The 22,335-nt window shown below is 70.7% G+C and carries 20 protein-coding genes; 2 read left to right on the forward strand and 18 right to left on the reverse strand.

Features of this window, described 5'->3' with window-relative positions:
- Position 1 precedes the first annotated feature (1 nt).
- The 13 genes from nuoK to AB0N78_RS10515 form a co-directional block, all read right to left on the reverse strand.
- Positions 2-301, reverse strand: coding sequence for an NADH-quinone oxidoreductase subunit NuoK (gene nuoK, locus AB0N78_RS10455; RefSeq protein ID WP_169164408.1), 300 nt, complete (start codon positions 299-301; stop codon positions 2-4).
- Positions 298-1,200 carry an NADH-quinone oxidoreductase subunit J gene (locus AB0N78_RS10460; RefSeq protein WP_363389446.1) on the reverse strand — a complete coding sequence of 301 codons (903 nt, stop codon included), beginning with the start codon at positions 1,198-1,200 and terminating at the stop codon, positions 298-300. The genes nuoK and AB0N78_RS10460 overlap by 4 nt, the downstream gene beginning before the upstream one ends.
- Positions 1,197-1,826: an NADH-quinone oxidoreductase subunit NuoI gene (gene nuoI, locus AB0N78_RS10465; RefSeq protein ID WP_363389902.1), complete on the reverse strand. Its 630-nt coding sequence runs from the start codon at positions 1,824-1,826 to the stop codon at positions 1,197-1,199. The genes AB0N78_RS10460 and nuoI overlap by 4 nt, the downstream gene beginning before the upstream one ends.
- Before the next feature lie 85 nt (positions 1,827-1,911).
- Positions 1,912-3,255, reverse strand: coding sequence for an NADH-quinone oxidoreductase subunit NuoH (gene nuoH, locus AB0N78_RS10470; RefSeq protein ID WP_363389448.1), 1,344 nt, complete (start codon positions 3,253-3,255; stop codon positions 1,912-1,914).
- Complete coding sequence (locus AB0N78_RS10475) at positions 3,252-5,813, reverse strand: NADH-quinone oxidoreductase subunit G (RefSeq protein WP_363389450.1); 2,562 nt, start codon at positions 5,811-5,813, stop codon at positions 3,252-3,254. Before AB0N78_RS10475 ends, nuoH begins: the two co-directional genes overlap by 4 nt.
- A complete protein-coding gene (gene nuoF / locus AB0N78_RS10480) occupies positions 5,810-7,156 on the reverse strand; it encodes an NADH-quinone oxidoreductase subunit NuoF (RefSeq protein WP_363389452.1) in 1,347 nt (448 codons plus the stop codon). Before nuoF ends, AB0N78_RS10475 begins: the two co-directional genes overlap by 4 nt.
- The gene (gene nuoE / locus AB0N78_RS10485; protein ID WP_363389454.1) at positions 7,156-7,998 is read right to left on the reverse strand and encodes an NADH-quinone oxidoreductase subunit NuoE; all 843 of its coding nucleotides are present in this window, start codon (positions 7,996-7,998) and stop codon (positions 7,156-7,158) included. Before nuoE ends, nuoF begins: the two co-directional genes overlap by 1 nt.
- Positions 7,995-9,350: an NADH-quinone oxidoreductase subunit D gene (locus AB0N78_RS10490; protein ID WP_363389456.1), complete on the reverse strand. Its 1,356-nt coding sequence runs from the start codon at positions 9,348-9,350 to the stop codon at positions 7,995-7,997. The genes nuoE and AB0N78_RS10490 overlap by 4 nt, the downstream gene beginning before the upstream one ends.
- On the reverse strand, positions 9,347-10,108 hold the full coding sequence (locus AB0N78_RS10495) for an NADH-quinone oxidoreductase subunit C (RefSeq protein ID WP_363389458.1): 762 nt from the start codon (positions 10,106-10,108) through the stop codon (positions 9,347-9,349). The genes AB0N78_RS10490 and AB0N78_RS10495 overlap by 4 nt, the downstream gene beginning before the upstream one ends.
- Positions 10,105-10,656: an NADH-quinone oxidoreductase subunit B family protein gene (locus AB0N78_RS10500; protein WP_363389461.1), complete on the reverse strand. Its 552-nt coding sequence runs from the start codon at positions 10,654-10,656 to the stop codon at positions 10,105-10,107. The genes AB0N78_RS10495 and AB0N78_RS10500 overlap by 4 nt, the downstream gene beginning before the upstream one ends.
- 1 nt (position 10,657) lies before the next feature.
- Positions 10,658-11,026: an NADH-quinone oxidoreductase subunit A gene (locus AB0N78_RS10505; protein WP_363389463.1), complete on the reverse strand. Its 369-nt coding sequence runs from the start codon at positions 11,024-11,026 to the stop codon at positions 10,658-10,660.
- A gap of 117 nt (positions 11,027-11,143) precedes the next feature.
- The gene (locus AB0N78_RS10510; RefSeq protein ID WP_363389466.1) at positions 11,144-12,424 is read right to left on the reverse strand and encodes a geranylgeranyl reductase family protein; all 1,281 of its coding nucleotides are present in this window, start codon (positions 12,422-12,424) and stop codon (positions 11,144-11,146) included.
- 173 nt (positions 12,425-12,597) lie between these two features.
- Positions 12,598-13,293, reverse strand: coding sequence for a demethylmenaquinone methyltransferase (locus AB0N78_RS10515; protein WP_363389469.1), 696 nt, complete (start codon positions 13,291-13,293; stop codon positions 12,598-12,600).
- Between the two features lie 82 nt (positions 13,294-13,375).
- On the opposite strand from AB0N78_RS10515, the gene AB0N78_RS10520 reads away from it, so the two are divergent.
- Positions 13,376-14,692 (forward strand): isochorismate synthase, encoded by a 1,317-nt coding sequence (locus AB0N78_RS10520; RefSeq protein WP_363389471.1) that lies wholly within the window; start codon positions 13,376-13,378, stop codon positions 14,690-14,692.
- Between the two features lie 120 nt (positions 14,693-14,812).
- Here AB0N78_RS10520 and AB0N78_RS10525 read toward each other — a convergent pair whose 3' ends face one another.
- The 5 genes from AB0N78_RS10525 to AB0N78_RS10545 form a co-directional block, all read right to left on the reverse strand.
- A complete protein-coding gene (locus tag AB0N78_RS10525) occupies positions 14,813-17,092 on the reverse strand; it encodes a trypsin-like peptidase domain-containing protein (protein ID WP_363389474.1) in 2,280 nt (759 codons plus the stop codon).
- Between the two features lie 91 nt (positions 17,093-17,183).
- Positions 17,184-19,004, reverse strand: a complete 1,821-nt coding sequence (gene menD, locus AB0N78_RS10530; protein ID WP_363389477.1) for a 2-succinyl-5-enolpyruvyl-6-hydroxy-3-cyclohexene-1-carboxylic-acid synthase — start codon at positions 19,002-19,004, stop codon at positions 17,184-17,186.
- Positions 19,001-19,951, reverse strand: coding sequence for an o-succinylbenzoate synthase (locus tag AB0N78_RS10535; RefSeq protein WP_363389480.1), 951 nt, complete (start codon positions 19,949-19,951; stop codon positions 19,001-19,003). The genes menD and AB0N78_RS10535 overlap by 4 nt, the downstream gene beginning before the upstream one ends.
- 40 nt (positions 19,952-19,991) lie before the next feature.
- Positions 19,992-20,828 carry a hypothetical protein gene (locus AB0N78_RS10540; RefSeq protein WP_363389483.1) on the reverse strand — a complete coding sequence of 279 codons (837 nt, stop codon included), beginning with the start codon at positions 20,826-20,828 and terminating at the stop codon, positions 19,992-19,994.
- Positions 20,829-20,830: 2 nt separating this feature from the next.
- A complete protein-coding gene (locus tag AB0N78_RS10545; protein ID WP_363389486.1) occupies positions 20,831-21,157 on the reverse strand; it encodes a multidrug efflux SMR transporter in 327 nt (108 codons plus the stop codon).
- A gap of 118 nt (positions 21,158-21,275) precedes the next feature.
- Between AB0N78_RS10545 and AB0N78_RS10550 the strand changes: the two genes are divergently transcribed.
- On the forward strand, positions 21,276-22,232 hold the full coding sequence (locus AB0N78_RS10550) for a 1,4-dihydroxy-2-naphthoyl-CoA synthase (RefSeq protein ID WP_363389489.1): 957 nt from the start codon (positions 21,276-21,278) through the stop codon (positions 22,230-22,232).
- Positions 22,233-22,335 lie beyond the last annotated feature (103 nt).

Raw genomic sequence — 22,335 nt, forward strand, 5'->3', positions numbered from 1 at the left:
CTCAGCTCTTCAGCAGGTTGATGTCGTCGACCGAGGCCGACTTCCGGGTGCGGAAGATCGACACGATGATCGCTAGCCCGACGACGACTTCCGCCGCGGCGACCACCATGACGAAGAAGGCCATCACCTGGCCGGTCAGGTTGCCGTGCAGCCGGGAGAACGTCACCAGCGCCAGGTTGGAGGCGTTGAGCATCAGCTCGATGCCCATGAACACGATGATCGCGTTCCGCCGCAGCAGCACGGTGGCCGCTCCGATGGAGAACAGGATCCCGGACAGCACCAGGTAGTGGGTCAGGCTCACGGCTCGGTCTCCGTCTTGGTGGAGGCGGCACCCAGGTCCACCTCAGTGGTGGGGCCGCTGGTGGTACCCGGCGCTGCCGCGGGGGGCTTGGCCTCGGACTCCTCGGTGCCGAGCAGGGCGGCCTCGTCCTCGGGTGAGTCGACCACCGCGGTGACCGCGCGACGGTAGGTGTCCGCGTGGTAGCTGGTGGTACCCGCCTCCTGGCCACGGATGCGCAGTACCCGCGGGACCGAGTCCTCGATCGGGTTGCCGTGCGGGTCGAGGGCCGGGACGTCCATCGCATTGTGCCGGGCGTAGACGCCGGGGGCAGGCAGCGGGGTGACCCGGGTGCCGGCCTTCATCCGCATCGCCTGGCGTTCCGGCTGCTTGATCAGCTTCTTGAGCCGAGTGCGGTGGGTCAGCACCAGCGCGCCGAGGGCGGCGATCACCAGCAGGGCACCGACCACCTCCAGCCCGAAGACGTGCTGGCCGAAGACGATCCGGGCGACACCGGTCGGGTTGCCATCCGCATTCGCCTGCTCCAGACCGACGGTGGCCGGGTAAGTGGCCTTGACCAGCACACCGACCAGCACCACGGCCAGACCCACGCCGGCGATCCACCCGATCCAGCGCTGACCCTTGATCGTCTCCACCAGGGAGTCCGAGGCGTCGACGCCGACCAGCATCAGCACGAACAGGAAGAGCATCATCACCGCGCCGGTATAGACCACCACCTGGACCACCCCGAGGAAGGGCGCGTCCTGGGTGACGTACAGGAAGGCGAGGCAGATCATCACCAGCACGACGCTCATCGCGGCGTGCACGGCCTTGCGCGCGAACAGCAGTCCACAGGCGGCGGCCACCATCACGACGGCCAGCACCCAGAACAGGACAGCCTCGGCGGTCGACGGGTCGTTCATCGGGCCTCCTGCCCTTCCACCGCACCCGCACGAGAGCGGGCGGCGGCCAGCGTCGGGTCATCGGGCCGCAGACCGGCGACCCAGTCCACCTGGGCGGCGGTCGGGCCGATCACATCGCCGCGGTAGTACTCAGTGTCCGTGGTGCCCTCGACCATCGGGTGCGGGGCGGCAAGCATGCCCTCAGCCATCGGGGCCAGCAGATCCTGCTTCTCGTAGATCAGGCCCTCGCGGGTCGGACCGGCCAACTCGAAGTCGTTGGTCATGGTCAGCGCACGGGTCGGGCAGGCCTCGATGCACAGCCCACAGAAGATGCAGCGCAGATAGTTGATCTGGTAGACGCGGCCGTAGCGCTCGCCGGGAGAGAACTGCTCCTCGGCGGTGTTGTCCGCGGCCTCGACATAGATCGCGTCCGCCGGGCAGGCCCAGGCGCACAGCTCACAGCCGATGCACTTCTCCAGCCCGTCCGGGTAGCGGTTGAGCTGGTGGCGACCGTGGAACCGCGGCTTCACCCGGGCGGGCTCGCGCGGGTACTGCTCGGTCACGGTCTTGGAGAAGAAGTTCTTGATCGTGACGCCGAATCCGGCCGCCGGGGCGAGCACATCGGCCACCACCGACCGCTTGGGGATCAGCGACTGGTACGGCTGCGGCGCAGCGACCTCACGGCCGGAGCGCTGCACCTCGCCGCCGCCGCTGGACTTCTGGACGGAGTTGTCAGCCACGGGTCGACTCCTCGGTGGGGGTGGTGTCGTCGCCGCCGACCAACGCCGGGGTCACCGACGCGGTCTGGGCCGCACGACGAGCGGCACGGGGGGACGGCGGCAGCTGCTGTCCGGGCAGCGGCGGCACCGGGAAGCCATCGGCGAAGGCGTCGAAGGGCTCGTCCGGTCGCTGCTCCGGATCGGACTGCTTCTTCTCTGGGATCAGGAAGGTGATCCCGACCGCGACCAGCAGCACGACAGCCGCGCCGATGGACCAGGCGCGCACATCCAGGTCGGTGAACTGCTGGACGCCCTGCACCACCGCGACGCAGACCACCCAGACCAGTGCGGCCGGGATCAGCACCTTCCAGCCGAACTTCATGAACTGGTCGTAGCGGAAGCGCAGCAGTGTGCCGCGGATCCAGACGAACAGGAACATGAACAGCCAGACCTTGATCACGAACCACAGCAGCGGCCACCAGCCGGTGTTGAACATGCCGTCGTTGATCGCGGACAGCGGCCACGGGGCACGCCACCCGCCGAAGAACAGCGTGGTCGCCACCGCGGAGACGTTGAGCATGTTGATGTACTCGGCCAGGAAGAACCAGGCGAACTTCATCGACGAGTACTCAGTGGTGTAGCCACCGACCAGCTCACCCTCGGCCTCGGGCAGGTCGAAGGGCAGTCGGTTGGTCTCGCCCACCATCGAGATCACGTAGATCACGAAGGCCGGCAACAGTGGGATCAGCCACCAGATCGTGGTTTGGGAGTCGACGATCTGCGAGGTCGACATCGACCCGGCCACGATGAACACGCTGACCAAGGACAGGCCCATCGACAGCTCGTAGCTGATCACCTGGGCGGTGGAACGCACCGCGCCGAGCAGCGGGTAGGTCGAGTTGGACGACCAGCCACCGAGCACGATGCCGTACACGCCGACCGAGGCGCAGGCCAGGATGTAGAGCACCGCCACCGGGAAGTCGGTGAGCTGCAACGGGGTCATCACCCCGAAGATGTTCACCTCCGGTCCGAAGGGGATCACCGCGTAGGTGAGCAGCGAGCAGAACACCGCGATCACCGGCGCGACGATGTAGATCACCTTGTCGGCTGCCTTGACGGTGATGTCCTCCTTGAGCAGGAGCTTCATCGCGTCGCCCAGGGACTGGAAGAGACCGAGCGGTCCGTGCCAGTTCGGGCCCGGACGCAGCTGCATCCGGCCAACGACGCGGCGCTCGAACCAGATGGCGATCAGCACGGACAGCAGCAGGAAGACGATGATCCCGACGGCCTTGAGCAGCCAGACCCAGAACACGTCATTGCTGAAGTCGGCGGTCACCGCAGCGCTGGCCGCGTTCATGCCGTCACCTCCCCGGTGGTCGCAGCGGCGATTCGCACCACGTCACCGTTCACCGCGTGCAGGGTGTCCCGCACCTGGCATCCGGGGGCAGCGGTGGGCAGCCAGATCACGTGGTCGGGCAGATCGTCGACCACCAGCGGCAGCGTGATCGTCCCCGCATCGGTGGACACCTCGACCAGCCCGCCCGCGTCGATGCCGATCCCGGCCGCGGTCGCAGCCGACGCCCGGGCGACCGGACGCTTGGCGGTGCCGGCCAGGAAGGGCTCACCGTCCTGGAGCCGTCCGGTGTCGAGCAGCAGGTGCCAGGTGGCCAGCACGGCCTGCCCGGCGTCGATGGCCGGGGCTGGACCGGCGGAGACCGCAGGTGCCTCGGCGCGGGTGCCGTCCCAGGTGCCCAGTGCGTCGAGCTCGACGTGCACCGCCGCCACTGTCTTGGTACCGAGGAACACCCCCAGTTCGTCGGCCAGGGCGTCCAGCACGCGGTGGTCGGACATGGCGGTGGAGGTCAGCGCCTGCGGGAACGGCCGACGACGACCCTCCCAGCTGACGAAGGTGCCGGGCTTCTCCACCGGTGGGGCAACCGGCAGCACCACATCGGCGCGCTCGGTGACCTCGGAGGTCCGCACCTCCAGCGACACCAGGAATCCCACCGCATCCAGCGCGGCACGCGCCGCGGCAGGATCGGCCAGGTCACGCAGATCGACACCGCCGACCACGAGTCCGCCGAGCTCACCGGCAGCCGCGGCGGCGAGGATCGCGTCGGTGGAACGACCGGGCTCGGCGGGCAGGTGCTCGACCTCCCACGCCGCGGCGACATCCACCCGGGCAGCCGGGTCGGTGACCGGGCGGCCGCCGGGCAGCAGCCCGGGTAGTGCACCGGCGTCCACCCCACCTCGCTCACCGGCGCGGCGCGGCACCCAGGCCAGACGCGCACCGGTCTGCTTGGCCAGGCGCAGCACCGCAGAGAGCGCACCCGGCACCGCGGCCAGCCGCTCGCCGACCAGAATCACGGCGCCATCCGCACACAGCGCCTGCTTCGGGTCGGACAGCTTTCCCTTCGTGATGGCGTCCAGCACCTCGGGCTCGGTGCCCGGGGCGGCGGGGATCAGCGTGCCGTTCATCCGCTCCAACCCACGGCTGGCGAACGGTGCTACGGACAGCACCCGGGTCTTCCCGTTCACCGCGGCCTTGCGCAGGCGCAGGAACAGGATGCCCGCCTCGTCCTCGGCCTCCAGACCGGCGAGCAGCACCGCGGGGGCGTGCTCCAGGTCGGTGAAGGTCACACCCAGCCCGGTCCCGGCGACGGCGTGCGCCAGGAAGGCGGACTCCTCGTCGGAGTGCGGACGGGCACGCAGGTCGACGTCGTTGGTCTTCAACGCAACCCGGGCGAACTTGCCGTAGGCGTAGGCGTCCTCGAGGGTCAGCCGACCGCCGGGCAGCACACCGACGCCGGAGGCCTGCTCCAGCCCGTGCGCCGCGACTTCCAGCGCCTCGGCCCAGGAGGCGGGCCGCAGCTCGCCGTCCTCGCGCACCAGCGGGGTGGTGATCCGATCGGCGGCGGACTGCCAGGCAAAGGCGAAGCGGTCCTTGTCGCTGATCCACTCCTCGTTGACCTCCGGGTCCTCACCGGAGAGTCGACGCAGCACCACACCGCGACGGTGGTCGACGCGGATCGCGGAGCCGTTGGAGTCGTGCTCGGCCACACCCGGGGTGGACACCAGGTCGAAGGGCCGGGCCCGGAACCGGTAGGCGGCGCTGGTCAGCGCACCCACCGGGCAGATCTGCACCGTGTTGCCGGAGAAGTACGAGGCGAAGGTCTGCCCCTCCTCGTCCAGCTCGGCCGGACCGACCGGGATCTCGGTGCCGAGCAGCACCTGGCCGTCGGTGGTGAGCCGGTCCTGCCCGGGAGCGGCGTCGTCGAAGCCCAGCACCTCGGCGTCGAAGCGCCCGATCTGCTGCATCGCGCCACGCTTCTGCAGATCGATGAACGGGTCGCCGGCGATCTCACGGGAGAACCGGGTGCAACGCTGGCAGAGGATGCAGCGCTCCCGGTCCAACAGGATCTGGGTGGAGACCGCGATGGGCTTGGGGAAGGTCCGCTTGATGTCCACGAACCGGGTGCTGCCCCGGCCGTTGGACATCGCCTGGTTCTGCAGGGGGCACTCGCCGCCCTTGTCGCAGACCGGGCAGTCCAGCGGGTGGTTGATCAGCAGCAGCTCCATCACACCGTGCTGCGCCTTATCCGCCTCGGCGGAGGTCCGCTGGGTGCGCACCTCCATGCCGGGGGTGGCGGTCAGCGTGCAGGAGGCCTGCGGCTTGGGCATCTTGGCCAGATTGCCGTCGCGGCCGGGTGCCCAGACCTCGACCAGACACTGACGGCAGGCACCGGCCGGGGCGAGCAGCGGGTGGTCGCAGAACCGGGGGATCTGGATGCCCAGTTGCTCGGCGGCGCGGATCACCAGGGTGCCCTTGGGCACGGTGGTCTCGATGCCGTCGATGGTGAAGGTGACACCGTCCTGGACGGCGGGGGCGTCGGCCTTGTTGGCGGTGACGGTCATGCGTGGACTCCCGCGAACTGACCCGACTTCCGGCGGGGCGTGGAGGGGAACAGGGTGGAGCGCTCCGGCGGGAACAGCTCATCCGCGGCGGTGTGCATCCCAGCCTCGAACTCCGGCCGGAAGTACTTCACCGCCGAGGTGATCGGGGAGGTCGCACCATCGCCGAGCGCGCAGAACGCCTTGCCCAGGATGTTGTCGCACAGGTCGAGCAACAGCTCGATGTCACCGTCCTGACCCTGGCCGTTCTCCAAGCGGCCCAGCACCTGGGTCAGCCAGAACGTGCCCTCCCGGCAGGGGGTGCACTTGCCGCAAGACTCATGCTTGTAGAACTGGGTCCAGCGGGAAACCGCCTTGACCACCGACACCGTCTCGTCAAAGACCTGCAACGCCCGGGTGCCGAGCATGGAGCCATTGGCCACCACGTCGTCGTAGGTCAGCGGCACATCCAAGTGCTCCGCCGTGAACAGCGGCGTCGAGGAGCCACCGGGGGTCCAGAACTTCAGCTCATGGCCCTCACGCACTCCCCCGGCCATCTCCAACAGCTCACGCATGGTGATGCCGAAGGGGGCCTCGTACTGTCCGGGCCGGTTCACATGCCCGGACAGGGAGAAGATGCCGTGCCCCGGGGACTTGTCGGTGCCCATCGCCCGGAACCAGTCCGAGCCGCCACGCACGATGCCGGGTACCGAGGCGATGGACTCGACGTTGTTCACCACGGTCGGCCGGGCGTACAGGCCCGCCACCGCCGGGAACGGGGGCTTGAGCCGCGGCTGACCGCGACGGCCCTCCAGCGAGTCGAGCAGCGCCGTCTCTTCACCGCAGATGTACGCCCCCGCGCCCGCATGCACGGTGACATCCAGGTCGTAGCCGGAGCCGAGGATGTTCTTGCCCAGATAGCCCTTGGCGTAGGCCTCCTCCACCGCCTGCAACAGCCGGCGGTAGACGTGCACCACCTCACCGCGCAGGTAGATGAACGCGTGGTGGCAGCCGATGGCGTAGGAGGTGATCGCTACGCCCTCCACCAGCACCTGCGGGTCCGCCATCATCAGCGGGATGTCCTTGCAGGTGCCCGGCTCGGACTCGTCGGCGTTGACCACCAAGTACCGGGGGCCACCGTCGGGGGCGGGCAGGAAGGACCACTTGAGACCGGTCGGGAAGCCCGCACCGCCACGGCCGCGCAGACCGGAGTCCTTGACCAGGTTCACCAGGTCTCCGGCGTCCATGCCGAGGGCCTTGCGCAGCCCCTGGTATCCGCCATGCGCCTCGTAGCTGCTCAGGGTCCAGGACCGGTCGGCGTCCCAGCGTTCGCTGAGCACCGGGGTCAGGGTCGGCGACTGCGACATCACGACTCCTTCTCGCTGGTGGTGCCGTGCTCCTTCTTCTCCTGCTCACCGGAACGCTCGGCCGCACCCGCGGCCGGACGGTCGGTGGAGGACTGCGGTTCGCCCACCGCGGGGGTGGTGTCACCGGCGTTGACCGGGGCAGCGCCACTGTCCGGGGTTCCGGTCGGGAACTCCGGGGCCGTCCACCCGTGCTCGCGGGCCAGCGCCAGGCCGCGCAGCGTGGGCGTACCGGCGCCGACACCCTCGTTCGCGTGCCCGTCCGGGAATCCGGCCAGCACCCGGGACACCTCCTTGAAGGTGCCCACCCGGTCCGGTCCGCGGGTCGGTGCCACCGGCTCACCGGCGATCAGCTTGCCGACGATCTCCGCGGCCGACTCGGTGGTCTGGTTGTCGAAGAACTCCCAGTTGATCATCATCACCGGTGCGTAGTCGCAGGCGGCGTTGCACTCGATCCGCTCCAGGGTGATCTTCCCGTCCGCGGTGGTCTCGTCATTGCCGATGCCGAGCCGGTCGGTCAGGTCCTCCCAGATCGCGTCGCCGCCCATGATCGCGCACAGGGTGTTGGTGCAGACCCCGACGGTGTACTCGCCGTTCGGGCGACGCTTGTACTGGGTGTAGAACGTCGCCACCGCGGAGACCTGGGCGGTGGTCAGCCCCAGGGTCTCGGCGCAGAACGCGATGCCGGAGGGGCTGACGTAGCCGTCCTCGGACTGCACCAGGTGCAGCAGCGGCAGCAGGGCGGAACGAGCGTCCGGGTAGCGGGCGACCACCTGGGCGGCGTCCGCGGCCAGCCGGGCGTGCGTCTGGTCGTCGTACCGACGGCCCGTGTTGACGACGGTCATCGGTCCACCCCTCCCAGCACCGGGTCGATGGAGGCGACGGCGCAGACCACATCCGCGATCTGCCCGCCCTCGCACAGCATCGAGACGGCTTGAAGATTGTTGAAGGACGGGTCGCGGAAGTGCGCCCGGTAGGGCTTGGTGCCGCCGTCGGAGACCAGGTGCACACCCAGCTCGCCGCGGGGGTGCTCGACGGTCTGCCAGACCTGTCCGGCCGGGACCCGGAAGCCCTCGGTCACCAGCTTGAAGTGGTGGATCAGGGCCTCCATCGAGGTGCCCATGATCTCCCGGATGTGGTCCAGGCTGTTGCCCATCCCATCCGAGCCGATCGCCAGCTGTGCGGGCCAGGCGATCTTCTTGTCCTCGACCATGACCGGCTGACCGGCGGAGGCCGCCAGGCGCTCCAGCACCTGGTCGACGATCTTCATCGACTGGTAGCACTCCTCGATCCGCAGGACCATCCGGTCCCAGCAGTCCGCGCCCTCCAGCACCGGCACATCAAAGTCGTAGGTCTCGTAGCCGCAGTACGGCGCGGCCTTGCGCACGTCGTAGGGCAGACCGGTGGAGCGCAGCATCGGGCCGGTGATGCCCAGCGCCATGCAGCTGGCCAGGTTGAGCACGCCGACGTTCTGCAACCGGCCCTTGAGGATCGGCTGGCCGAGCATCAGGTCCTCGAGCTGGCGCAGGTACTTCTTCACGCCGACCAGTGCCTCGCGGATCTGGTCCAGCGCACCCGGGGGGATGTCCTGGGCGACGCCGCCGGGCCGGATGTACGCGTGGTTCATCCGCAGGCCGGTGATCAGCTCGAACACCCGCAGGATCTCCTCGCGGGCGGTGAAGCCGATGGTCATGATCGTGGTGGCACCCAGCTCGTTGCCGCCGGTGGCCAGGGCGACCAGGTGGGAGCCGACCCGGTTCAGCTCCATCATCAGCACCCGGATCTGGCTGGCCCGCTCCGGGATGTCGTCGGTGATGCCCAGCAGCCGCTCGGTGCCCAGGCAGTAGGCGGCCTCCTGGAACAGCGGCGCCAGATAGTCCATCCGAGTGCAGAAGGTCACGCCCTGGGTCCAGGTGCGGAACTCCATGTTCTTCTCGATGCCGGTGTGCAGGTAGCCGATGCCCGCCCGGGCCTCGGTCACCGTCTCACCGTCGATCTCCAGCATGAGCCGGAGCACGCCGTGGGTGGACGGGTGCTGCGGGCCCATGTTGACCACGATCCGCTGCTCGGCGAGCCGGGCCGCCTCCTCCGCGATGTCGGACCAGTCGCCGCCCACCGCCTCAAAGGTGCGGATGCCGTCGGTCTCGGAGTCGACCAGGTGCGGGGTCGCGTGGGTCGCGTTCGTCTGGGTACTCACTTGTACTGCCTCCGCTGGTCGGCCGGGGGCACGGTGGCGCCCTTGTACTCCACCGGGATGCCACCGAGCGGGTAGTCCTTGCGCTGCGGGTGACCCGGCCAGTCGTCCGGCATCTCGATCCGGGCCAGGTCGTCGCGCCCGGTGAAGACGATGCCGAAGAAGTCCCAGGTCTCCCGCTCGTGCCAGTCGTTGGCCGGGTAGACGCCGACGGTGCTGGGGATGGTCGGGTCACCGTCCGGCACCGCCACCTCCAGCCGCAGTCGACGACCGTGGGTGATCGAGGTCAGGTGGTAGACCGCGTGCAGCTCCCGGCCGGTGTCCTGCGGGTAGTGCACCCCGGAGACGCCCAGCGACAGCTCGAACCGCAGGTCCTGGTCGTCGCGCAGATGCTGGCAGACCTCGACCAAGTGGTCGCGGACGATGTTGAGGGTCAGCTCGCCACGGTCGACGACCACCGACTCCACCGCGTTGTCGTAGCCGGTGCCAGAGGCGTCCAGCAGCTCGGCCAGCACGTCGACGACCTCGTCGAACCAGCCGCCGTAGGGCCGCTCGCTCGCACCGGGCATCGCCACGGTGCTGACCAGCCCGCCGAAGCCGGAGGTGTCGCCGGAGCCGTGCACACCGAACATGCCCTCGCGCACGGCGACAACGTCCAGCGGTGTGCGCTTGCCCTGGGACGCGGCCTCCAGCGCGGTCTCGGAGGTGGACTGCACGTCGGTGTTCACGGACTCCGCCGCGTCCTTCTTCTCCTCGCTCATCGCAGCAGTCCCGTCATGTGCGAGGTGGGCTCGGCGCGCAGTGCGGCCGCCTCCACCGCCTCGGCGATCTCCCGGCGGTCCTTCCCCAACGGCTCGTTCCGGATCTGCTCGTGCAGCTCGAGGATCGCGTTGATCAGCATCTCCGGACGTGGCGGGCAGCCCGGCAGGTAGATGTCCACCGGCACGATGTGGTCGACGCCCTGGACGATGGCGTAGTTGTTGAACATGCCGCCGGAGCTGGCGCACACGCCCATCGACAGCACCCACTTGGGCCCGGCCATCTGGTCGTAGACCTGGCGGACCACCGGGGCCATCTTCTGGCTCACCCGGCCGGCGACGATCATCAGGTCGGACTGGCGCGGCGAGGCGCGGAAGACCTCCATGCCGAACCGGGAGATGTCGAAGCGGGAACCACCGGTGGCCATCATCTCGATCGCGCAGCAGGCCAGACCGAAGGTGACCGGCCAGACCGATGCTTTACGGGCCAGCCCGGCGAACTTCTCCACCGAGGTCAGGACGAATCCCGAGGGTGCTTCTTCGATACCCATGTCAGTCCTCGTCCCATTCCAGGCCGCCGCGGCGCCACTCGTACATGAACGGCACCGTGATCAGCGCCAGGAACCCGAGCATGGCGATCAGGCCGAACAGGGCCAGCTCGGAGAAGCTGACCGCCCAGGGGTAGAGGAAGACCACCTCGATGTCGAAGACGATGAAGGTCATCGCCACCAGGTAGTACTTCACCGGGAACCGGCCGCCGCCGACCGCGTGCGGGGTCGGCTGGATGCCGCACTCGTAGGCCTCGAGCTTGGCGCGGTTGTAGCGCTTCGGGCCGATGATCGCGCTCGCGCCCAGCCCGCCGAGGGCGAGCAGCGCGGCCACGCCCATCATCACGAGCAGCGGAATGTACGGGTTGTTCATCGGGGCTCTCCCAGTGGGGGGTGGAGTGCTTCCGGGGGCGTCACGGGTGTCATCTCAGGCTCTTCCGGCTCCTGGTGGGGGGGAGGGGAACCGGCGCCGATGCGGTGTCTGGTGGTCTCATGCCGCGGGTGCCATCCGTGCGAGTCCGGCGATCACGCGGTCGGCCCAGTCGCCGCCGTGCGGTTCGTAGCAGTCGGCCAGCAGCTTGTGCACGAACTTCATGAGCAGCGGGCGAGGCAACCCATAACGCGTGCACAGGTGCATGACCTGCGGGTGTTCGATCAGCTTCACGAAGACCCGGCCGAGCGTGTAGTACCCGCCCAGGTCGTCCTTCATCCGCGTGCCGTAGGTGGCCAGCGCGCGTTCACGTCCGGCGGCGGTGCCGCGGGCGAGGGATTGGGTGATGGCGTCGGCGGCGACCCGCCCGGCCTGCAGGGCGTAGGCGATGCCCTCGCCGTTGAAGGGGCTGACCATGCCGGCCGCGTCGCCGACCAGCATCAGGCCCTTGCCGTAGAGCGGGCCGCGGTTGAAGCCCATCGGCAGGGCGGCACCGCGGACCGGGCCGACCTGGTGCTCGGGGGTGAACTCCCACTCGGCGGGGGCATTGGCCATCCACTTGGTGAAGAGGTCCTTGTAGTCGACCTTGGTGGCGGCGGCGGTGGAGCTGACCGAGCCGAGACCGACATTCGCGGTGCCGTCGCCGAGGGAGAAGATCCAGCCGTAGCCGGGCATCAGGTCCGACTCGCCGGGCTTGCCGTCCCAGAGCTCGAGGTGGCTCTCCATCATCGGGTCGTCGTGCCGCGGGGTGTGGAAGTAGGTGCGCACGGCCACGCCCATCGGACGGTCCTGGCGCTTCTCCAGACCCATCCCGGTGGCCAGACGGGCGGAGACGCCGTCGGCGGCGATCACCACCGGTGCGCGGTAGGTGACCGGACCGTCCTCACCGGCGACCTTCGCCTGGACCCCGATCACCCGGCCGGTCCGCTCGTCCAGCAGCGGGCCGGTGACGGTCGTCCGCTCCTGGAACTTCGCACCGGCGGAGCGCGCGTGGTCGACCAGCAGGTGGTCCAACGACATCCGGGCCCGGGCGAGGCCGAAGGAGGGATAGCTGGACAGTTCGGGCCAGGGCAGTTCGATCACGTGACCGCCGCCGAGCACCCGCAGTCCGGTGTTCCGGATCCAGCCGTCCTGCTCGCGGATCGGCACACCCATCCGGACCATCTCGGCCACCGCGCGTGGGGTCAGTCCGTCGCCGCAGATCTTGTCCCGGGGGAAGGAGGCCTTGTCGAGCAGCAGCACCTGAAGCCCCGCGGCGGCACAGTGATAGGCGGCACTGGAGCCACCGGGCCCCGCACCGACGACGATGACATCCGCGTCATCGCTCACTGCACTGGTCACAGAATCCTCACCTATGTGAATGCCGTCACACTCGCCTGCGCCGAGTCTAGCCCGGACCTAGGTCCCGCGTGCGAGATCGGGCCTGATCAGCCTCATGCTGACACCCTGTCTGCCATCGGGACCTACGTCCCGAACCAGGTCAGATCGCCTCGATCACGCCGGGGTGACGCCGGTCACTGTCCAGGGTTGGTCGCCCGGTGCAGCGCCACGATTCCGCCGGTGAGATTCCGATACGCCACCGACCCCCACCCGGCCTGCTTCATCAGACCGGCAAGCGCCAGCTGGTCCGGCCAGTCCTGGATCGACTCCGCCAGGTAGCTGTATGCCGCGGACTGCTTGGCGACCACCCGGGCCACCGCGGGCAACGCGGCCAAGTACCCGTCGTAGACCGCGCGGAACGGCCGCCACGACGGGGTGGAGAACTCGCAGATCACCAGACGCCCGCCGGGTCGGACCACCCGGCGCATCTCCTCCAGGGCGCGCACCGTGTCCACCACGTTCCGCAGACCGAAGGAGATCGTCACCGCGTCGAAGGAGTCGTCGGCGAAGGGCAGCGCAGTCGCATCCCCGGCGGTGAACGGCAGATCCGGACGGCGCTGCTTACCCACCGCCAGCATCCCGGTGGACAGGTCGCAGGGCACCACGCGCACCCCCGCGTCGGCCAGCGGCTCACTCGACGTGCCGGTGCCCGCGGCCAGATCCAGGACCTTCTCCCCCGGCACCGCCTGCAATGCGGTGAGGGTGGCCCGGCGCCAGGCGCGGTCCTGCCCCAGGGAGAGCACATCGTTGGTCAGGTCGTACCGCCGGGCGACGCCGTCGAACATCGCGGCGACGTCGTGCGGGTCCTTGTCGAGGGAGGCGCGAGACATGGGGCCCATCGTGTCAGGTCGTCGCGAGTGTTGCGTCACTCCCAGGCGATGACGGCGATCCTCGGACGTACCCTGGTCCGCGATGACCACGCCTCTCGGCGACCCCGCGTCGCCTGCCGCCGCGCCCCACGCCACTCCGCTGGTGGTGCGCACCGTTCCGCTCGACGCCCCTGATGATCTGCTGACGCTGCTACCCGCCGATGCCCCACTGGCGTGGGTGCGGCGCGGCGACGGGCTGGTCGGCTGGGGTGAGGCGGTCCGGATCGACGTCACCGGGGAGCAGCGGTTCGCGGATGCCGAGCGCGCCTGGCAGGGGCTGATCGCGCATGCGGTGGTCCGGGACGAGGTGCAGCTGCCTGGCACCGGGCCGGTCGCTTTCGGGTCCTTCGCCTTCGACGATCGCTCCGCCGCGGGTGGTGCGCTGGTGGTGCCGCGGGTGGTGGTCGGACGGCGTGATGGGCATGCGTGGTTGACCGTGATCGAGACCGCCGGGAACCTCGGGGCGGCCCCGGATGCGACCTTGCTCGCCACCCACCGCGCCGCGCTGACCCCCGTGCGCGCGCCCGGGAAGGTCGAATACGGCCCGGGCGCGGTGCGCGCCGACGACTGGACCGAGGTGGTCGCCCGTGGCGTCGCCGCGATCAAGGCCGGTGAGGTCGACAAGGTGGTGCTGGCCCGCGACGAGGTGGCCCGCACCGCCGAACCCTTCGACATCCGGCACGCCCTGAGTCGACTGTCCGAGCGTTACCCGACCTGCTGGACCTTCAGCGTCGACGGGCTGATCGGTGCCACCCCGGAACTGCTGGTCCGCGCGGAGAAGGGCCTGGTGACCTCCCGGGTGCTGGCCGGCACCATCCGCCGCACCGGGGACGACGACGCCGACCTGGCCCGGGCCGCGATCCTGGCGCACTCGTCCAAGGACTTGGAGGAGCACGAGTACGCGGTGTCCTCGGTCGCCGAGGCGCTGGCCCCGTTCTGCTCGTCCACCAACGTGCCGGATGTGCCCTTCGTGCTGCACCTGCCGAATGTGCTGCACCTGGCCTCGGATGTCACCGGCGTGCTGGCACCGGACTCGGGAAGCACCTCACTGAGTCTGGCCGCTGCCCTGCACCCGACCGCCGCGGTCTGCGGCACCCCCACCCGGGCCGCCCGCGATCTGATCCGCCGGATCGAGGGCATGGACCGGGCGCGCTACGCCGGGCCAGTGGGCTGGCTGGGCGCGGACGGCGACGGGGAGTGGGGCATCGGACTGCGCTCGGCGGAGTTGGACCCGACTGACCCGCACCGGCTGCGACTGTTCGCCGGGTGCGGAATCGTCGCAGCCTCCGACCCGGAGTCCGAGCTGGCCGAGTCCCGGGCGAAGCTGGTGCCGATGCGGGACGCGCTCGGCTCGGACTGAACCGGTCGCACCACCGACGCACGACGGCCCCCGCACCAACGAGAGGTGCGGGGGCCGTCGTCGGTCCGGGCGGGGCAGGGGGAACACCGCCCGGACCGCGCAGCCGGCAAGGAGCGGGACTCAGCCCTGCCCGCCACCCTGCTGCTGCTGGAACCACTCCCAGAGCTGCTCGGGAGTCATGTTCTCCAGTCCGTCGCCGGAGCCGTCAGAACCATCCGATCCGTCACCGGAACCACCCTGGCCCTGGCCGCCCTGACCCGATCCGCCCTGGCCGGAGCCACCGGAACCGGAACCGGCGGTGCCCTCCTCCTCGCGGACCGCCAGCGTCACGTCCACGCTCATCGATTGCCCGTTGCGGACCACCGTGAGCGTGACCTCGTCACCGGAGGAATGCGTGCGCACATAGCCGGTCAGCGACTCAGCACCCGCCACGACCTTGTCGTCGATGGCCACGATCACGTCGCCGTTCTGCAGCCCCGCCGCGGACGCCGGGGAACCACCGGAGACGGACTGCACCTGCGCACCGGCCCGCGTCACCCCATCAGCAGTCGCCGTGCCATTGGTGAGCCCGACGCCGAGGTATGCGTGCTCAGCCACGCCGTCCTGCACCAGCTGACCGGCGACCATCTGCGCCAGGCTGATCGGGATCGCGAAGCCCAGGCCGATCGACCCGGACGCACTGGAGGTGGTGGCGATGGAGGACGTGATCCCGATGACCTGACCCTGCGCGTTGAACAGTGGACCACCGGAGTTGCCCGGGTTCACCGCGGCGTCGATCTGGATCGCGTTGGTCACCACGGTCTCCGAGGAGCCGGTCTCGGTGGTGGACACCGGACGGTCCAACGCGGAGACGATGCCGGTGGTCACCGTGTTGGCCAGACCCAGCGGGTTACCGACCGCCATCACCGGGTCACCCACGGTGGGCGAGTCCTCGGCCATCGCCGCCGGTGACAGGTCCTCCGGCGGGTCCTGCAGACGAATCACTGCCAGGTCCGTGGTGGAGTCGGTGCCCACCACGTCGGCGGTGTAGATCCGTCCGTCGGACAGCGTGACCTGCACCTGGTCGTCCTGAGCGCCGCTGACCACGTGGTTGTTGGTGATGATGTTGCCGTCGGCGTCGGCGATCACACCGGAGCCCTCGGCCTCACCCGCGTTGGTCACGACCTGGATCGCCACCACGGAGTTCTTCACTGCCGAGGCCACGGCCTGCCAGTCGGGGTTCTCCACCGTCGATCCGGAGACCGGCACACCCGCGGCATTGGACTGCCCGAGGGTGGCGATGTTCGCGCTGCCCGAGCTGCCGCCGTCATCCAGCGCGGTCACCAGAACGGCCGTGCCACCGCTGGCCAGTACTGCGGCGGCCACCGCCACGGCCACCATCGGGAGCAGGGTGCGGCCGCGCTGCTTCTTCTCAACCGGGGGCTGCTGGTCCTCGGGCGCGGGGGCACCGAAGGCGGCGGGGTACTCCGGGCCGCCATTCGCCGGATCGGACTCCGTGGCGGTGCCGTACGGGCCGGCGTAGGGGCCGGGCTGCTCCGGGGTGGATGCGACCGGGGTCGGCTGCTGCGGCGGCGGGGTGGGGGCACCCCAGGACACAGTGGGCCGCGCGGAGGGCTGCGGGGCTGGGTGGCCGGGTGCAGCGGCCGAGCCGGGGATGGCCTGTCCGGGTACCGGGGAGCCAGGAACCGCGAACGGGTCCGTGGGCTGCGCGACGACGCGGCGGGGCTCGGGGGTCTGCCCCGCGGAGGAGGACGACGCTCTCTCCGGCGAGGCCGAGCCGGAGGCGGCAGTGCCCGGAGCGGCAGTCGGCCCGCCGGTGGTCGCAGAGGAAGCCGCGGGGGCGCTCTGGGCGGGCGCGTGACCGGCCCAGCGCGGATCACTCGGCCGAGCCCACGAGTCGTGGGCCGGGGAACCGGGAGCAGTTGCACCGGTCGGGGCGGGGCCGGTCGCAGCGGCTGCGCTCGGCGTGAAGCCGGTCGCAGCGGGGCCGGTCGGCGTGGGGCTGGTCGCTGCGGCACCGGCCGGGGCAGATCCAGTCGGAGCGGGGCCGGTCAGCGGGGCGTGCAGCGGCTGGGTCGGCGCGGCATCCGAGCGCGGGGCCTGCGGGAACGACTGGGTGGGCGCGGGCGGCGCGATCCGCTGGGTCGGGGACTCCTGCGGGTGCTGCTGCGCCAGCGGCTCAGTCGCGGGCTGCTGCGCGTGCTGCGGCAGCGCCTCGGTCGCCGACTGCTCGGGGTGCTGCACCGGCGGCTCGGTGGGGGTCGGCGACTGCGCGGCGACCGGCTCGGTGGCCGGGCTGCCCGGCACCTGCTGCCCAGACGCCTGGTCACGTGATGCAGCGGGGACCTGCTCGCCCTCGTGGGGGGTGCCGTCGGGGCGGTCCTCGGGTGTGGTGCTCATGGGGTCTACCTCCTCGTGGGGATCATTGGACCCCAGTGATCTGGAGCGTGCCTCGGGGAATCCTGGGAGTCTGCTGCGAATCCGTTGGCGCTCAGGAGGATTGTCCCCCGACAGCGACCTGCACAGCGCGGGAAAGCCGCTGCGTGAGTGCGCGACGGTCGGCACGGTCGACCACCACCTCGACAACGGTGGTGCCGCGGGGCGGATCGGTGAGTGCGGCGGCCAGCTCCTGGGTAGTGCGGACTCGGCGGTGGGGGACGCCGTAGCCTGCGCACAGTCCGGCCAGGTCGGCCCGATGGGCGGTGCCGAAGATCCGCTCGAAGACACCCGCCCGCTCCGGCGCGCCGTGTTCCAGTGTGGCGAAGATCGAGCCCCCGGCGTCGTTCATCACGATCACCTGCAGGTCCGGGCGGCGCTCGGCCTCCAGATGCAGCAGTCCGCCCACGTCGTGCAGGAAGGTCAGGTCACCCATCAGCGCGCGCACCTGCCGACCGGGCAGGCCGAGGGCGACTCCGGCGGCGGTCGAGATGGTGCCGTCGATCCCGGCCAGACCACGATTGGCGATCACGGTGACCGGCTCGGGCCAGCGGGCCATCAGATCGACATCGCGGATCGGATTGGAGGAGCCGAGGACCAGGACATCCTCCGGGCCGATGGCGGCGGACACGACGGCGGCGACGGTCGGGCCCGACAGAGCTCCGGGCAAGGCAGCGCCCCGGCCCCGGTCCCGGTCAACGACGTCACCGGCATCGACGGCATCGACGGCATCGACGGCATCGACGGCATCGACGGCATCGACGGCATCGACGGCACTGTCACCCAGCACGTCGGCGATCGCGGCGGCGGCCCGGGCGTCGGCGTCCTGCCACGCGCGCAGCCAGCCGGGGTCGGCATCCGACTCGGACCAACTCGACGGCACACCGGGCAGCACCCGGTCCGCTGCGCGTCCGGCATCGGGCCAGTCCGCTCCGAAGGGGGCGATCACGGTCAGGTCCACCTCGTCCCGGGCCAGCAGGGCCGACACCGGGCGGGAGAGCGTGGGACGACCGAGCAGCACCACCGAGCGAATCCGGCCACCGAGTTCAGGCTCGCCGAGGAGCAGGCGGTAGGCAGCGACGGCATGCGCCCCCGAGCGTGCGCCCGAGGACGGTTCGGCCAGCAGCGGCCACCCGGCAGCCTCGGCCAGATCGCGGGCCGCAGCCCCCGCACCGTCACCGGCCACCACGACGGTCGGTCCGGTCGGGCGCGGGGCCTCGGGAACCGCAGCCGCAGCGGGGCGCACCGTCGTCAGCCCGGCCATCACGGGCTCGGGCCAGACCGCGTCGTCGGGGGTCAGCGGCTCACGGTAGGCCAGGTCCAGCTGCACCGGTCCGGGGTCGGCGGTCCGCGTGCCGAGGGCGGCCGTGACCGCGCGGGTGGCCAGATGGCGCAGATCGCGGTCCTCGCCGGGGCGTCCGGTCGGCGCGGGCACGTCAAGGGACAGCCGCACCGCGGAACCGAACATCCCGATCTGCACGGTGGTCTGGTTGGCACCGGTTCCCCGCAGCTCATGCGGACGGTCGGCGGTCAGCAGCAGCAGGGGCAGACCGGCGTGATGAGCCTCCAGCACCGCGGGATGCAGGTTGGCCACGGCCGTCCCGGAGGTGGTGACCACGGCCACCGGTCGCAGATCGCCCTGCTCACGGGCGGCACGGGCCAGACCCAGCGCGAGGAACCCGGCGACCCGCTCGTCCACCCGCACATGCATTCGGAGTTCAGGGGCATGCGGTGGGCGCGGGTCGGCTGCCGCATCCGCGAGGGCATAGGCCAGCGGCGCGGAGCGCGAGCCGGGGGCCAGCACCACATCCCGCACACCGAGCGCGGCCAACGCCTGGAGCAGCACCCGGGCACTGTGCGGCGCGGGGGCGGTCATCGCGTCACCGCCAGCACCTGGTCCAGCCGCTCCTGCCAGCGTGCGGCGGTCGAGTCGTCGGCGGCGGTGACATCGAGCCGTTCCGCGGTGGGGCGCATCGCGGCAGCAGCGGCCACGTCCAACGCGCCCGCCACCGGCAGCAGCGGGTGATCGGTGACGTCGTCGGTGAGGAGCTGGGCGGTGGCCAGACCACAGGCGTAGGGCAGGTCGGGCAGGGCAGCGGCCAGGGCGACACCGGCGGCGAGCCCGACCGACGTCTCGATGGCGGAGGACACCACCACCGGCAGTCCGATCCGCTCCGCGAGCTCCAGGCAGGCTCGCACTCCACCGATCGGCTGGACCTTCAGCACCACGATGTCGGCGGCGTCGGCCCGCACGACCGCGTCGGGGTCCGCGGCGCGCCGAATCGACTCGTCGGCGGCGATGGGCACAGTCACCGCGCGGCGCACCTGCGCCAGCTCAGGGACGGTCGCCACCGGCTGCTCGACGTACTCCAGCCCGCCCGCAGCCCGGTTGAGCCGGTGGATGCGCTCCACCGCGGTATCCACATCCCAGCCACCGTTGGCGTCGATCCGGATCGCGCCGTCCGCACCCAGGGCATCGCGCACCGCTGCGAGCCGGTCGGCCTCCTGCTCGACGGTCTGCCCGGGTTCGGCGACCTTGACCTTGGCGGTGCGACAACCGCCGGAGTCGCGGACGATCCGAGTGGCGACCTCGGGGTCCACGGCGGGGACGGTGACGTTCACGGGCACGCGCTCGCGGACCGGCGCAGGGAAGCCCCGTTCGGTCGCTTCGCGCGTGGCACGCCACCAGGCGGCGGATTCGGTGGGGTCGTAGTCCCAGAACGGACTGAACTCGCCCCACCCGGCCGGACCCTCGACCAGCACGCCCTCACGGACGGTGATCCGCCGGAACCGGGTCCGCAGGCCGATCGCGTAGACATGCACCCGGCCAGGGTAGAGGGTGCGCCTGCGCCGGGCCGCGCGGTCAGGTCAGGGCGCTGATCAGGATCGTCAACAGCAGCCGGGCGTGGGGGCGGATGGCACGCGCCTCACTCGCTGCGGACACCACCGCACCGTCGACCACCGCCAGCACCAGGGCCGGGTCGACCGGCCGCGCGCTCAGGCCGTCGAACACCGCAGCGGTCAGCGCGACCAACACCTCGTCCAGGCGTTGCCGGGCCTCCCCCACTGCGGCGGCCAGTGCGGGGTGCCGGGCGAGGGCGAGCAGGTGCTCGTGGTGGGCACGGATCGCGGCGTCGTCACCCGGCGGGAGCAGGGCGTCCGCGAGCACCGCGGCCGGATCGTCCATCCCGACCGGGCCACCCACCCCGACCTGGGCGTCCATCGAGACCGGGCCGTCCATCGAGCCGGGGTCGCCCATCGAGCCGGGGTCGCCCGTCGAACCGGGGTCGCCCATCGAGCCGGGGTCGCCCATCGCGGTCGGCGCCCGGTCGCCGTGGCGAGGCTCCGTCCGCCCAGCGTCAGCAGACCTCGCGGACCCGACAGTGCGGCCCTCGGCAGCCTGAGCGGTGGCGAATCCCGCGCCCCGTCCCGCCCCGGGCCCACCCCCGTCGCGCAACCGATCCAAGGCCTGCTGCGCATGCGCCGCCCAGCCGTCCACCAGCGCAGCTCCGGCGACAGCCGCCAGCTCGTCCAGATCGCGGAAGTAGTACGTGGTGGCCGCCAGCGGCACCCCGGCCCGGGCAGCGACCGCGCGGTGGCTCAGCGCCGCGGGACCGTCGGACAGCACCAGTGCGGCGGCGGCAGCGGCGATGGCGGTCCGTCGCCGGGCCCCCTTCGCGGTGCCGCCGCCGACGGTCATCGTCAGTGCCCGCCGCCGGAGCTGAGGTTCAGGCCGACCACGCCGGCGACGATCAGCACCAGGGAGACGATCTTGCCGACCGACACCCCCTCGCCCAGCCAGACGATCGCGAGGATCGCCGTGGTCGCCGCACCGATACCGACCCACACCGCGTAGGCCAGGCCCACCGGCAGGGTCCGCAGCGCCCAGCTCAGCCCGAACATCGACAGGGCCAGCAGCGCCACGAAGGACACGCTCGGCCACAGTTTGGTGAAGCCTTCGGAGGCCTTGAGGCTCAGCGCCCAGCCGGCCTCCAACAGTCCAGACAGGATCAAGACGACCCAGGCCATGTCATGTCTCCCCGACGGGACGCCCCGCCCTTCGAGGTGCCGGGTGGGTTCTCCGCCGTCGCACCTCGCGTAAGTGGCACAACCGTACCACTTTTGCCGCTGGCCTACCCTGGCCGATGTGACCTCGACGCTCCCCGCCTCTGTCTCCGACACCTTCGATCCGAGCCGCTGGCGGCTGGTGTCCGGATTCGAGGACCTGACCGACCTGACCTATCACCGGGGGGTCGACCGCACCGGCCCGGAGCCCCGCGACCTCCCCGTCGTCCGTGTCGCCTTCGACCGGCCCGAGGTCCGCAATGCCTTCCGGCCACACACCGTGGACGAGCTCTACCGGGTGCTCGACCACGCGCGGATGAGCTCGGATGTCGGCACCGTGATCCTCACCGGCAACGGCCCCTCCCCCAAGGACGGCGGCTACGCGTTCTGCTCCGGCGGCGACCAGCGCATCCGCGGCCGGGACGGGTACAAGTACACCGAGTCGACCGAGGGCCAGACCGCTGATCAGATCGACCCGGCCCGCGCCGGACGGCTGCACATCCTGGAGGTGCAGCGCCTGATCCGGACCATGCCGAAGGTCGTGGTCGCCGTGGTGAACGGCTGGGCTGCCGGCGGCGGGCACTCGCTGCACGTGGTGGCGGATCTGACCATCGCGTCCCGACAGCACGCCCGGTTCATGCAGACCGACGCGAATGTCGGCTCCTTCGACGGCGGTTACGGCTCGGCGTTGCTGGCCCGCCAGGTCGGACAGAAGCGGGCGCGGGAGATCTTCTTCCTAGCGCGCGAGTACTCCGCGCAGGACGCCTACGACTGGGGCGCGATCAACGACGTGGTCGACCACGAGCAGATCGAAGATGCGGCGCTGGAATACGCCCGGATCATCGCCACCAAGTCCCCGCAGGCGATCCGGATGCTGAAGTTCGCGTTCAACCTCGCGGACGACGGACTGGCTGGGCAGCAGGTCTTCGCCGGGGAGGCCACCCGGTTGGCGTACATGACCGACGAGGCAGTCGAGGGTCGGGACGCGTTCCTGGAACGGCGCGACCCGGACTGGGGCAAGTTCGGCTACATGTACTGAGCCAGCCCCTGCGCCCACCCGTCACCTCGTGCACGCTCGCGATGCGCCGATGGGTCAATTTCTGAGGTGATACGGGCGATATGCCCCTCAGAAAGTGGCGCAT

Origin of the sequence: Cellulomonas sp. NPDC089187, from assembly GCF_040685135.1 — a bacterium.
GTDB lineage: Bacteria > Actinomycetota > Actinomycetes > Actinomycetales > Cellulomonadaceae > Cellulomonas.